The organism is Jeotgalicoccus sp. WY2 (assembly GCF_018437745.1).
GTDB classification, from domain to species: domain Bacteria; phylum Bacillota; class Bacilli; order Staphylococcales; family Salinicoccaceae; genus Jeotgalicoccus; species Jeotgalicoccus psychrophilus.
Window position 1 is genome coordinate 335,220 of record NZ_CP049818.1, and the last position, 12,990, is coordinate 348,209.

The 12,990-nt window shown below is 38.9% G+C and carries 15 protein-coding genes and 3 pseudogenes; 4 read left to right on the forward strand and 14 right to left on the reverse strand.

All coding sequences use genetic code 11. The features are described 5' to 3' along the window. Window positions 1-20 precede the first annotated feature (20 nt). Window positions 21-1,825: pseudogene (pepF, locus tag G4D76_RS01935) on the reverse strand (oligoendopeptidase F). Between the two features lie 190 nt (window positions 1,826-2,015). Between pepF and G4D76_RS01940 the strand changes: the two are divergent. Beyond that, window positions 2,016-2,279, forward strand: coding sequence for a hypothetical protein (locus tag G4D76_RS01940; RefSeq protein ID WP_213810380.1), 264 nt, complete (start codon window positions 2,016-2,018; stop codon window positions 2,277-2,279). A gap of 226 nt (window positions 2,280-2,505) precedes the next feature. Here G4D76_RS01940 and G4D76_RS01945 read toward each other — a convergent pair whose 3' ends face one another. The 9 genes and pseudogenes from G4D76_RS01945 to G4D76_RS01985 form a co-directional block, all read right to left on the reverse strand. After that, complete coding sequence (locus tag G4D76_RS01945; protein WP_213810381.1) at window positions 2,506-2,946, reverse strand: lysozyme inhibitor LprI family protein; 441 nt, start codon at window positions 2,944-2,946, stop codon at window positions 2,506-2,508. Continuing rightward, on the reverse strand, window positions 2,853-3,167 hold the full coding sequence (locus tag G4D76_RS01950) for a hypothetical protein (protein ID WP_213810382.1): 315 nt from the start codon (window positions 3,165-3,167) through the stop codon (window positions 2,853-2,855). The genes G4D76_RS01945 and G4D76_RS01950 overlap by 94 nt, the downstream gene beginning before the upstream one ends. A 14-nt stretch (window positions 3,168-3,181) precedes the next feature. Then, window positions 3,182-3,532, reverse strand: a complete 351-nt coding sequence (locus G4D76_RS01955) for a hypothetical protein (RefSeq protein ID WP_213810383.1) — start codon at window positions 3,530-3,532, stop codon at window positions 3,182-3,184. Between the two features lie 214 nt (window positions 3,533-3,746). After that, a pseudogene (locus G4D76_RS01960) lies at window positions 3,747-4,244 on the reverse strand (IS3 family transposase); the annotation flags it as partial. Window positions 4,245-4,262: 18 nt separating this feature from the next. Further along, window positions 4,263-4,475 carry an IS3 family transposase gene (locus G4D76_RS16505; RefSeq protein WP_213810385.1) on the reverse strand — a complete coding sequence of 71 codons (213 nt, stop codon included), beginning with the start codon at window positions 4,473-4,475 and terminating at the stop codon, window positions 4,263-4,265. A gap of 164 nt (window positions 4,476-4,639) precedes the next feature. After that, on the reverse strand, window positions 4,640-5,305 hold the full coding sequence (locus G4D76_RS01970) for a helix-turn-helix domain-containing protein (protein ID WP_213810386.1): 666 nt from the start codon (window positions 5,303-5,305) through the stop codon (window positions 4,640-4,642). A 101-nt stretch (window positions 5,306-5,406) separates the two neighbouring features. Beyond that, window positions 5,407-5,763, reverse strand: coding sequence for a YflT domain-containing protein (locus G4D76_RS01975; protein ID WP_213810387.1), 357 nt, complete (start codon window positions 5,761-5,763; stop codon window positions 5,407-5,409). Window positions 5,764-6,904: 1,141 nt separating this feature from the next. Next, entirely contained in the window at window positions 6,905-7,231 is a 327-nt protein-coding gene (locus G4D76_RS01980) for a helix-turn-helix domain-containing protein (RefSeq protein ID WP_213810388.1), read from the reverse strand. A 5-nt stretch (window positions 7,232-7,236) separates the two neighbouring features. After that, window positions 7,237-7,668 carry a hypothetical protein gene (locus G4D76_RS01985; protein WP_213810389.1) on the reverse strand — a complete coding sequence of 144 codons (432 nt, stop codon included), beginning with the start codon at window positions 7,666-7,668 and terminating at the stop codon, window positions 7,237-7,239. 266 nt (window positions 7,669-7,934) lie between these two features. Here G4D76_RS01985 and G4D76_RS14250 point away from each other — a divergent pair. Continuing rightward, window positions 7,935-8,228: pseudogene (locus G4D76_RS14250) on the forward strand (helix-turn-helix domain-containing protein); the annotation flags it as partial. A gap of 216 nt (window positions 8,229-8,444) precedes the next feature. Here the strand turns inward: G4D76_RS14250 and G4D76_RS01995 are convergent. After that, complete coding sequence (locus G4D76_RS01995) at window positions 8,445-8,618, reverse strand: hypothetical protein (RefSeq protein ID WP_213810390.1); 174 nt, start codon at window positions 8,616-8,618, stop codon at window positions 8,445-8,447. Window positions 8,619-8,637: 19 nt separating this feature from the next. Then, window positions 8,638-9,093, reverse strand: a complete 456-nt coding sequence (locus G4D76_RS02000) for a DUF6241 domain-containing protein (protein WP_213810391.1) — start codon at window positions 9,091-9,093, stop codon at window positions 8,638-8,640. On the opposite strand from G4D76_RS02000, the gene G4D76_RS02005 reads away from it, so the two are divergent. Further along, the gene (locus G4D76_RS02005; protein WP_213810392.1) at window positions 9,092-9,283 is read left to right on the forward strand and encodes a hypothetical protein; all 192 of its coding nucleotides are present in this window, start codon (window positions 9,092-9,094) and stop codon (window positions 9,281-9,283) included. The two genes, G4D76_RS02000 and G4D76_RS02005, sit on opposite strands and share 2 nt — an antisense overlap. 837 nt (window positions 9,284-10,120) lie before the next feature. Here G4D76_RS02005 and G4D76_RS02010 read toward each other — a convergent pair. Beyond that, window positions 10,121-10,366 carry a hypothetical protein gene (locus tag G4D76_RS02010; protein ID WP_213810393.1) on the reverse strand — a complete coding sequence of 82 codons (246 nt, stop codon included), beginning with the start codon at window positions 10,364-10,366 and terminating at the stop codon, window positions 10,121-10,123. Window positions 10,367-10,621: 255 nt separating this feature from the next. Here G4D76_RS02010 and G4D76_RS02015 point away from each other — a divergent pair, with 255 nt between their 5' ends. Continuing rightward, entirely contained in the window at window positions 10,622-11,449 is an 828-nt protein-coding gene (locus G4D76_RS02015; protein WP_250130273.1) for a lactonase family protein, read from the forward strand. 163 nt (window positions 11,450-11,612) lie between these two features. On the opposite strand, the gene G4D76_RS02020 is transcribed toward G4D76_RS02015, so the two are convergent. Then, window positions 11,613-11,837 (reverse strand): hypothetical protein, encoded by a 225-nt coding sequence (locus G4D76_RS02020; protein WP_213810394.1) that lies wholly within the window; start codon window positions 11,835-11,837, stop codon window positions 11,613-11,615. Window positions 11,838-12,990 lie beyond the last annotated feature (1,153 nt).

A 12,990-nucleotide genomic window follows, 5' to 3' on the forward strand; every position in this document is an offset into this window, starting at 1 on the left:
CCCCTCCAGTTACATAAATTTTATCCTTCGATTTCTTCAGTCAGTGTTTCTAATTCATCGACCAGTTCACCGATATATTTAATCGTGTTTTTCAGCGGCGCGTCTGTTGTAATATCGATGCCTGCCATCTTCGCTAAATCAACCGGCGATTCTTTGCCGCCTGTTTTTAAAACTTTAAGCCATTCGTCGACTGCCGGCTGGCCTTCGTTCAGAATGCGCTGTGACATTTCTGTAGCGATTGTTAATCCTGCAGAGTAAGTGTACGGATAAAGTCCCATATAATAGTGGGGCTGTCTCATCCAAGTAAGCTCCGCGCCTTCAGTGATGTCTACATCGTCACCCCAGAATTTTTCAATGACGCCGCGTTTAATTTCGTTTAATGATTCTGCCGTTACTGATTCGTAGTTATCAACGCGGTTATATACTTCGCGCTGATACGCCGCCTCAAGCAGGTGAGTCACAAAGTTATGGTAGTACGTGCGTGAGATAATCGAACTGATTACCCAGCGTTTAAATTTCGGATCGTCCGAGTTCTTCAGTAAATTATTTGCGACAAGCATTTCGTTCATCGTACTTGGCGCTTCGATAAAGTACATAGAAGGGCGCGTATCAAAATATTCTGCGCACGGTTTGCGTTATAGAAGTGTCCTGCATGACCAAGTTCATGAGCAAGAACAAAAACTTCTTCCATTAAAGAAGACCACGAAATTAAAATATACGGATGTGAGCCGTAAGGGCTTGAACAGAATGCACCTGTTGATTTCCCTTTATTAATAACGAAGTCAATCCAGCGTTCGTCGTATGCACGGTTAATCATGTCCGTGTAATCTTCCCCCATAATCCCAAGGGCATCCAGAATATACTTGCGTGATTCTTCAACACTGATTTCCGGTTCGCTTGCCGGATCTAAAGGAATCTTCAGATCTTCGTAGCGCATTGTATCGAGTCCGTGCACTTTTTTAAGAAGCTTAGCGTAACGTCTCATGTGCGGTGCAAGTTCTTCAGTAATCACATCGATCTGACGGTCGTATAATTTACGGTCGACTTTCTGTCCGTGGAGCAGGTAGTCGATGACTGAATCGTAGCCGCGTAAATCCGCCTCAGCTTTTTCCTGTTTTAAATGAATATCGTACGTACCGGCTGTAGTGTGCTGATACTGACGCAGTGATTCCGAGAATTTCTTAAACGCTGCGCGTCTGACTTCTTTATCAGGATTCGATTCAAGTCCGCCTTCAAATGCTAAATACGATAAAGAATGCTCTTCACCATTAGCAGTGAACGTACCGAAGTCGATATCGAGTAATTTAGTTTTTTGGTATAAATCGTACGGTCCGTTAAATACAGAAGAGAATGAAGCGAGTGCTTTTTCTACATTCTGGTCAAGCTGGTATGGTTTATCGCGTAATAAATCTTCGATAAATCCTGTATATTCCTCTTTCTCTTTAGCAACATCTTCTAAGAAAGATTCATCTTTCGCTAATAATTCACTTTGTAAAAAGCTTGTTTTTGCACTTAGATTTGTCCCCGCATTGCCGACAAGTGCACCGAGTTTCTGTGCCTCCTGATCGCTGCGGTCCCCTGATAAACGCAAGTTCGCATATGTACTGATTAAGACAAACTGCTCTAAAATATTGCGGTAAGTGCTGATTGCTTTAACAGCTGCGGCAATATCTTCAATTTGTCCCGCAAACTCGGATTCAAAAGAATCCACATTCTGTTTTACAGAGTCAATCGCCGACGTGCACGAATCATCATCCTTGAATAAAGGACTGAGATCCCATGTGTAATTGACATCGGCATCCTGTCTGTTTTGTAACTCTGACATTAAATCATCTCCCTGGTTTTTATCCCTTTATTACATAACTTATTATACATAAAATTTTGAATATTGTATATTCATTAGAAACTGTGAATGATTCTTAAAAAATGGGGTAATTATTTAAGTAGAGGTGAGAATATGGTCAGTGATGTACAGTTTTTATATATATACAATTTTAGCAGTGATAATTCTTTCAATGGCCGTCGGCTTTTTCACGAATAAATATCTGCTTATGCCGGTCGTAACTTTCGTCGCAATGGGCATCGCCGCATTTGTACTGCCGAACTTTTACAATAATCTCGCGTGGGAGCCGCTCTTAGGCTATGCTGCATTTTTAGCAGTCTTGTCGTTCGTCTTAACGATGTCGATGTGGGTAGTTAAAAGAAACCGCAAACGCTCAAAAGAAAACCGCAGCCCGAATGAAACGATTGACGAAGCAGAGAATAAAAAGGAAATATAATACGATTAATTAGGACGCTAACTGAGTTGGCGTCTTTTTTGCGGGAGGATTGCGCTGGATTCACAACAGGGAAACGCCGTTGTTAACCGGGAGCGTTTGATTCACAACAGAGAAACGCCGTTGTTAATCAAGCCGCAATTTTCCTCTGAATTTTCAGCAATAAATTTAGAAATCTAAATAATAAAAACAGCCATGTCCATAATAATAGGGGATATGGCTGTGTAAATTATTCTAAGTAATTATCAATCAAATAACGGGCTCTCTCTTGTGTAGCATTAGAGAGATACGCATATCCTTTCTCTCTTTCCGCTGCTGTTAAATCGCTATATTCAGTTGCAAAAGTATGTTCTTTCATTTCAATCCACTCCAATTGTTCTGCTAGCAGCACTTCATATTCATCACTCGGCATATTTGCTTCCAGTAAACTCCATACCTCGTTCAGAATATTATCCCAGTCTGTATAATATTGGCCAGCAAACCCTTCACTTGGAGTTCCACCTTCACTATAGATCTCACTTGCATCTGAGTTCATTTCATCGTGTAAATTTCTTGCCTTCTGGTAATATTCATCTTTTACACTTCCATTAGAAGGCTTGGAAGTTGCCGCAGCTGTATCAACTTCAGACTTCTCATTTTCCTCTTCATCTTCTTTTTCAGTCTCAGCCAATTCTTTTTTTTCACGCTCTTCAGCTGCAACTTTACGCTCATTTTCTTTACGTTCTTCTTCGTCAGTACGTGCTTTTTCATCAGCTTTCTCTTGTTCTTCCTGTCGTTTTTCTTCTTTACGCTGCTGTTTTCATCTTCTTTACGCTGTGCTGTATCTATTCTCGCTTGTTCTTCTTCAGCAGCTTTTGCTTTCTTTTCATGTTCTTCTATTTCTTTTTCCATATCTTCAACTCTGATTAAGTCGCAGGTTCTCCCGGAGCGTCAACGACTGCTATTCTGTCTTTACCATCCATGTATCCTTCTAACAGGAATACTTTAGAACCATCCTCAGGATTGATTGCTTCAAGAATGAAGTTGTCGCTTTGTGTTTCCGTAAATATGTAACTCGCAATCATCGGTTCATCATTAGACGGTTTCCTGCTGATAATCTGTTCTTCACCAATTTCTAAAAATGTGGGTTCTTCATCATCATAATCCAGTTTCCAAATACCTGTAATTTTACTTTCGGCCGTACCGCCGCATGCTGTTAAAAATAGGGCAGTTGCTAACATCAGAGACATAATCCAACTTTTCTTCTTGACCATCATCTGTTCATCCTCCGTTTAAAATTACATTATATTGAAATTATGTAACCTGTAATCTTATAAGCAGAAAGGGAATGCTTGTCATCTTAATCAGTAAACGTAGGAGGGCGCATACAACAAAAAAGCCGCACCCAAAATATGACCTGAACCCTGCCAAGTTGACAGATGAAATAATATAAATGTTTCCCGCCTGAGAATCTGGATTCTCAGGCGTTTTTTATGCCGCCAATGCCCTGAATTCAAGCGGACTCAATCCCTTGAATTTGTGCTGGGGTCTGCGGTGGTTGTAGAAGTCGATGTAGCGTGTAATGTCTTCTATAATCGACTGATAATCATTATAGTATTTCTGTTTGCGTTTGATATGGAAGCGTTCCGATTTGATCTTTCCCCAGAATGCTTCGATTGGGCCATTGTCGATGCATCTTCCAACACGGGACATGCTTTGTTGAATCTGCTGGGCATCCAGAATCTTTTTAAAGCCGTAGGAGGTGTACTGGAAGCCACGGTCGCTGTGCACAAGCGGTGTTGCCTGCGGATGCTTTTGAATCGCGGAAGTGAATGTATCGAAAACAAGTTGATTATTGTTTGAACGGCCGAATTTGTAAGCCACAATACTGTTGTCGTACAGATCGATGATCGCGCTCAAGTAGGCTTTCTCTCCGTTCAACGCTTTGAATTCAGTCACATCGGTGAGCCATTTCTCATTCACATGGTCTGCGTGGAACTCCTCTGTTCAATACATTCTCAGCGACCTGTTGTGGGGTGGGGGAATATAGTGCTGCCTTTTAATCCGAGTCACCGATTTCAAGCCCATCCGTGTCATCAGCCGATAGATGCGCTTCCTGTTGTATGCCGTCTCCAAGGTTTTGTTGACCGCATAGCACATCTGACGATAGCCATAGATGCCGTCCGTTTCGACATAGATTTCGGCAATCGTACTGGCCACTATATCATTCTCTGCTTCAGTGTGGGGGACGGAACGTTTCCGATATTGATAATAAGCCTGTCTTGAGATGCCAGCCGCATGACATAATTCAGAGATGGCGTAGCCTTCATTATGCAGCGCAGTGATGGCAGTGTGAAGCGTTTCGCTGTGAACCCGGCTGTATTTTAATCCCTCTCGAGTTCCTCCAACTTTTTTAAAAGCGCATTCTCCACCTCAAGCTTCCGTTTATCTGCTTTGAGCATGGAAATCTCCCTGTTCAATCGGTCCGTCTCGGTGAGCTGGGCTTCCGATTTTCCTTTTCCGCGTTTGTCCTCAAGGCCCACTTCACCATATTCCCGATACTTCACAACAATGTTCCGGGCCTGCTGGTAGCTCACCTCGAACCTTTCGGCAAGCTCACGATAGCTGATCTCTCTCGCATGATACTGTGCGATCTCAATCCGTTCTGCGTATGTTGTTTTCCGTCCCTTATTCAATGGTGAAGCACCCTCCCGTGTCGTTCTTATTTCTTCACCATTATTGTAGCGCATAATCCATTTTCGTACAGTCTCTTTTGACGGGATGTCGTATTTGTATGCAAGTTCAGTAAGGGAAATCGTCTCATTCTGGTGTTCTCTTGCGATCATTTCTTTGAATGTGCGGGTGTAGGTCCTGTGCCTGCTCCGTCTCTTTAATCCCTCAGTTCCATATGTCTCATATTTTCTTCGCCACTCTCTGAGTGTTTTGTCAGGAAGCCGATGCTTTGCGGCCAGATGGCTTGGGCTGGCGCCTTGGATCCATTCTTGGATGATCTCCAGTTTTTCTTCGGGCGAAAAATTTCTCCCTGTCATAAAAGAACCCCCTCCAGGTTTACAGATTTTTTGTTTCATCTGTAAACCTGGAGGGGGTCAGCTCAATATAGTGGGGCGCAGCTCAATTAATTTTTATATGATTAAGCTAAGAGAGTATCTAAGTCGATACCGTAAGCTTCTGTAATAATCAGGTAAACGACACCTTTGTCGAGTTGAGATTCATACTGAGTTGCCTGATTTTCATCAAAACCGATGTTTTGCAATTTATTGCGAAGTTCATCGCCTTTTTTCTTGAATGTTGTTTTCACAGCGTCAGCAAGACCTTGTTCACTCATACCGATAGTATTCGCACCGGAGTTGTCCGCAACTCGTTTCGTACGATCGTCGTCGTGGGTGATAACATAAATATCTTTAATATCAACCTTGTTAGATTTTAAAATTTCAATCGCTTCTTGGATCTTATCATCATCATGATACGCTTTAATGAATGGTGCCATAATAATATCCCTCCAAATAATTTTTACTGTAGTTCTGTTGAACACATTATTATGTATATCCGTTTGATGGGATTTAAAACATAGGGCGTGTATAAAACGATAAAGATCTCGTGTCCTGGTGTGGATGCTCTGAAGTTTACCGAGGGGCAGCACTGATTAAGAGATATCTGTAAAATAAAAGGTAAATATCATATGTGAATTATATATCATACTTGTATTTAACATATAAACATCCAGATAGGTCACTGTACAACCCAGTATTTGGCAATACATTTAACTTCCCATAATATATGTTATGTAAACTTTAGTATGCATAACTAAATAAAGGTTCAAATTCATGTATTTATATCTTATTTAACATAATTTATTTGCGTGTTTATATGGTTAATTTCTGTGCATTTGTCTCAGATTGCAATTCACACGCTGCAGATTTGCATTCAGCTGCGCCTCTGTGCCTCAATCTGTCATCCAGCTCAAGCTCTCTGAGCTCAGTTAATATTATTCTACGTATAATCCTTCAGTTAAGTTCTTAAAATCATCCTTAAATTTGGCTAATTTTATCAAATTCAGGATTTCAGCTTATATAGATTTTACTTATTTAACGTTAAAATACGTTTTTACGTATATTTTAGCTGAGTTTTAATACATGCTGGATCAGTTCCTGATAATCCTTATATACGTATATATTTGGCAATTTCTATCCAAATTACGTTAAATACTTATATTATATGTATTGCAATTGGTGCGATATTTTTATCAATCTAAATTGTCAGAATATTGCACTCAATTAATATTAAGATATAAATCCACCCTATTATTACATATGTAACAGGTATGATTTGTGTTAAAATTATAGAGGTTGTCCAGTTCACTTCCGTGCATATAGCATGGAGGGAGGTGACATCATGTTTAGCACTTTTTTGAGTTATTACTTGCACCGATTACAGTCGGTACAACGATCGTGTTGTTCAGTTATGGCTGAATAAAGACGATAAGTAACTGGACAGCCGCTAATACACCATAAAAAAACGCCCAATCTATTACAGTAGATTGGGCGTTCGGTGATTCATGTTCAGCACTTTAATTGATAAGTACATTATATCATCCTATTTAAGTGTTGTAAAATGAAACAAACTGATAATTAGATGTTGAGCAGCTCACGTTCAGTTGGCGGATGATCAAACTCCACTTCTACTTTCATTGATCCCCCTAATACATTAAGCGCCCGCTTATAAACTTCAATACTAGTATTTGTGTCACCATTTTCTATTCTTGATAACTGCGCTTGAGTAAGCTGTATCCCTTTATATTTAGCCAGTTTAATAACTTGTGTTTGAGTTAAATTTAGCTCAATACGCTGTTTAAGAACCTTTAAACCAAGTTGTACTGGCAATGAATTAATATGTTCTTTTACTTCGGGGACAGCCATTAGTGTATCCATCATATCTGAGAATGTCTTATTAGACATCTAATCTACTCCTTTCCGATATAAAAATCATTCATTATGATTTCACTTTCAACCACAATGCTTTCAAAAGCCTCAGAATAATTATTATCTTTGATAACTGCTTTAGTAAAGTATAAATTCTGGTTTCCATCAGCATCCTGCTCGTAAAAAAAGATTGCTCTAAATGCTCCTACGGGTCGCCAGTTCACTCGCACCTCTAGTAAAGGCTTATGATAAATTAATTCTTTTACTATCTCAGTTAAAGTAATATCAAAACCATCTTTAGATTTAACTTTAATAGTTCTTTGATGCCTCGGTGGTACACCAGCATTTTTTAGGTAATAAAATACTTGGGCTACCCTTTTAACCATCTCCATGTATTCTTCATCCGATTGTGCCTTCATTCCTATTTCATGAATTAAATCCATAACCTGCTGTTTGCCATCAGTATCGTTCAAAAACTCTATAGTTATGTTTTTCATAGTATTAATAATATATCATATTCGATATAAATAATCTAAATATTTATATCGTTTTAAGCATATTTTTTAGCATAATTATTCTATATAAACCAATGTTGCTAATCTATTATTACTCCGCTAATACGTCACAAAACCTATGATATCAATGTGTCAACGCAAGGTTGCGCCCTCGTGCACCTTATTCTCGCTTTATTTCTGAAACTTCTTTGATAATATAAATATTAAGAAAGGTGCTGATTCACATCATTTTTGGAGAGAAATTAAAAAGAGAAAGAGAGCTTAGAAATTGGTCTCAAGAGTATCTGGCTGAACAAATTCATGTAAGCCGTCAGTCTGTTTCTAAATGGGAAACGGGAAAGAATTATCCAAGTATTGAAATCATTATTGATCTTAGTGATTTATTTGGAATCTCAATTGATGAACTGCTGAAAAGCGATGAAGACCTGAAAGATAAAGTGATACAGGACAGCCAGCAACCTAAAGAACCTTCAGTATTTTCATCTATTTTATTCACAGCAGGAATTATGCTGGGAATTATCCTGGCCAGTCTTCTTAAAAATGGAGAAATAAACTGGACCGTTTTAAGTATGGCTCTGCTGTTATGCTTGTCTATTTGGACGATCAGTAAAGGCCGGAAAAAGGTCGAATCTGAATCCAATTGTTAAACAGAACCCCCAATCTACTGCTATCGATTGGGGGTTAGCTGTTTTCATGCAAAGCACTTTAACTGATCATTTCATTAACCAATATATTTACTCCCAGTCCTCTTCAAGCTGCAATTCTTTTATCTTTTCATACGCTGCATCATCAACGGAAAATGTCTTCTCATCCGAGTTGGCCAGTTCATCGTTCACAGTCAAGGCATCGATAACGTCATATAGCGATTCGATCTCATCCCGCGCGAATTCGTACTGCGCTTTACTCATCAGGACACCCGGTCGCCTGTCATGGATTGCTATATTGCTTGATTGTTTCTTGCATTCGTAAATATCCTTCGTATTCTTCTTGCGGCACGTCTTCGTTTTCTTCATAGCGTTCCTTAAATTCTTTTTGTTCTTGTATTGATAGAAGTCCGTACGCTTTTCCAGGTCTCACATACCTTTCGTCGCTCGGCTGTGTTAGTATGTTATGAATTTTAATCGAATTTGAAAAATCACCGTCTTTCCAGTCAAGCATTTCTTCGTGCAAGAATGTTCGATTATCCACGTCATAGCGTTCTAACAATGAAATCACTTCGTTAATTCTTTCTTCGGAAATTTTCAAATGACCCCACTTAGATTCCGCACGTACTTTTTCATGCGTCATTCGGTGAATCATATCAGAAACCTTTTCGGCAACTTCTTGCGAAGGTTGTTCGAGATTGTCTTCGAAGCTAAGTGCTGTTTCACGGTTCGGATTCATGCCTTTAGTTGTTTTCGTAGGGTCATTCGGTGCGGATAATTTCGGCTTACTTTCCGCTTTCGCTTCATCGTCCTTATTATTCTTATCGATTAATGAAATCGTTATGAACGTAATCAGACCGACTGCGATTAGAGATAAAAAAATTGATATGATTTTCGTTGGTGTTTTGATAAATAATCCCCCTAATTGAAAATTGTTCTTATTAGTACCTTCTTAACTTTATCAATAATAACTCTAATATTAAACGGTGAAATAACTAATTAATTGAACTAATGAAATAATATGTTTCCTGTTCGTTTAACTCTATTAATATTAATGTTCTATCGTCATCTTAATTCCCCCTATGAATTCCTCTTTCGATTTAAGCCGTTATTGTTCGACTCTATTAGTAATGTGTACTGTACCTATTAATTACAATTCAAAGGTGAAAGATTTATGTTTGACCGTCACTAATCACAATATTTAAAGAATGCCCAACACGAAATCCATCACCTTGAAAAAGAGACAACAATTATTGACGATGTGAAAGCAACACAAGTGAAAGAACGATTCCAGTCTGACGAAGTTGCCCGCCTATTAGAAAACAACGAAGGATTTACGAATCAACAAATCAACGACATATCACGTATGCTTATCGACAATATCACGTATCAATTCGATCACGATAAGGTATTAAACATAAAAACCATATACAATTAATTAGCTGCTGCGAAAACTTTAATGACGGGGATTCGATTCTTTTACACCCTAAATCGTACTTATACATACATCTTCTTAAAAATGGAGAAATAAACTGGACTGTTTTAAGTATGGCTCTGCTGTTATGCTTGTCTATTTGGACAATCAGTAAAGGCCGGAAAAAGGTCGAATCTGAATCCAATTGTTAAACAGAACCCCCAATCTATAGAGGTAGATTGGGGGTTAGTTTTTTTTCATCTAAAGCACTTTAACTGATCATTTCATTAAACAATATATTTACTCCCAGTCCTCTTCCAGCTGCAATTCTTTTATCTTTTCATACTGCTCGTCAACGAAAATGTCTTCTCATCCGAGTTGGGCTAATTCTCATTACCGTCAGTTCATCGATAACATCATACAGCGACTCGATTTCATCCCGCGCAAATTCATACTGCGCTTTACTCATCAGAACACCCGCAACTGTATCGCCATCGATGTCGCCAACACTTTGCTCTTTTTCAGCTGTTTTAAAAACATTCTCAGGATTTTTCTGAAATTCTGCAATATCTATCGTTATCCGCACTATTTTCCACATGCGCGCCTCCTTCTTTTATCAGTTCATTATACCCTTTTAAATTTCATATTCAGGGTATACTTAAAAACCAGGAGGAGATTAAATTGGATATAGGCACGTATACGCAGGACAAAAGTAAGGGCATTTACCGTTTACTTTAGATTCGAAGCTGAAGATTAATGGCGGCGACTTAATTGAAGAAGTTCCGGGTCCCTTATATTTAAATATACAAACGATAAACTGTACTCTCTGAAACAGGATGGCAATACAGCCGGCATAGCAACATTTGAAATTGAAAATGGAGAGCTGCAACTCATTGAAGAATGTCTGCCTGAAAGCGAAAACGGCTGTTACTTAACGCCGTCGTCTGACGGCAAGTATATGCTTGATGCTGTGTACGATTCAGGCAAGGTCCGTTTATATAAAATGGACGAGCGCGGCATTGTTGTGGAACGGCTCGATGTTTTTCAAGTAGAAGGCAATGGCCCGCATGAACGCCAGGACCACGCGCACTCGCATTTTTTTACGGAAACGCCGGACGGCAAATATTTTGCAGCCGTAGATTTAGGTGCAGATAAGATTGTGACGTTTTCAATAGAAGAAGAACGTCTCGTCGTCGTGGCAGAGTCCAAAGTCGCGCCCGGCAGCGGCCCGCGCCACTTGGTATTCAGCGATGCTGGCGATTACGCGTATATTCTAACGGAGTTATCAAACGAAGTAATTGCTGCAGAGTATAATGACGGTGCCTTCAGCCCGATTGCAACATACTCCCTACTGCCGGAAGATTTCACTGAGCATTCTCAGGCAGCAGCAATCCGCAAGCACCCGAACGGCAAATATATTTACGCCTCGAACCGCGGACACAACAGTATTGCGGTATTTGAAATTAAAGACAACGGCAAGTCACTTAATCGACTGCAGATTGAATCGTCAAACGGCAACTGGCCCCGTGATTTCAATATTACGCCAGATGGACAGTATCTCGTCTGCGCTCATGAGAAATCGCACAACGTGGTCCTCTTCAATATCAATGAAGACGGTACAATCACCTGTTTAGACAGTGAAATCGAAGTCCCTGAAGGAATTTTCGTGGATTTTCTTTAAGGTAAAAAATAAATGACCTGAGAGCTTTGATGTGCACCCAGGTCATTTTAAATTTATTTAGTTAATTCTAAAGTTTTTCCCACGTTGTCTTTTTCTTTGAGTTAATTCCGTTTAAAATCAGATGAATAGTTTTGGCGCGTATTCATTTGCACGTAAGTAACATTTAACATCTTAGCCACATCTTTTTTCTTTCTGTATCTGCTTCTTTTAATTCATTTGAAACAACTTTAAATGTTCTCGCCCTATCCATGAATGGTGTAAGTGTATGCACATTTCCGAGTACTTTAAGTGATAACTCTGCAGTTTCTTGACGATATTCAGTTCCATCATTTCTAAATAGCTCGAGATCTTTAGTAAGTTCATTCTTCAATTGTTGAACTGTCACCATGCAAACACCATCCTTTCTATTTATTCTATTATATACCCTTATCTCTTAAATACTAACAGCTGATGATAATTTAAATCTGGATTATCTATATTCATATAAAATCTTTATACTCATCAACCATTTCCAGCAGTTCTTTTTTATTACAATACATTAAAAGATTCGTATCTCTTAAATCTTGCAGGTCTTTTTCTCTAACTGAAAATATTTTGGTACAAGATAATAATTCAATTTTAGAACAAATACTTCCAGATTTTTAAAGCCAGTATTTGTAATCTTGTATTTTTCTTCATCTTCAAAATCCTCTGGGCGGAACTTCAATTATACCATCCAGTATATCGACCTCAAATCTCTTTAATACTTCACGGAATCCTTTCTCGTTCGTGGAAGAAATCAAATTTATATCATCTCTTGTTGATCTAAAAGAATCTCCCTGCATCTCCATAATTAATAACAGTCCTGCTCCACCTAAAATCAAATTTCTGCATATATTTTATTCTGTTCACACATCAAATCAATTTCTGTTAATTTATCTAAAATCTCATCAACATTCTTCATTTCGTTTCCGAATGAGCCCATTTTAGATCACCCTATTCATACAATGATTACTTCTAATTCATCAATTTCAGATTAAAATAAAGAACGTAATAAGTTTGAAAATTCGATCAATTAATTATATACCAAATTAAGTTCCTTTCTTTATATTTAAAAGTTATCATATGGATTTTCTTTAACAATAAATAGCACAATGACCCGGAACGCCGCCCTCGGGTCATTGTCGTTTCCACAAGTAGCCGGCAAACCATTTTTCGGGTCATTGTGACATTCACAGGGCGGGATAAGCCTTCTGCCCCGTCATCGTCATTTTCACAGTGACGGGATTAACCTTGTATCTCGTCATTGTAATTTCCACAGTGACGGGATTAACCTTGTATCTCGTCATTGTCGTTTTCACAGTGACGGGATTAGCCTTCTACCTCGTCATCGTCATTTCCACAGTGACGGGATTAACCTTGTATCTCGTCATCGTCGTTTTCACAGTGACGGGATTAGCCTTCTACCTCGTCATCGTCATTTCCACAATGACGGATTAACCTTCTATCTCGTCATCGTCATTTCCACAATGACGGGATAAGCCATCTATCCAGTCATTGTA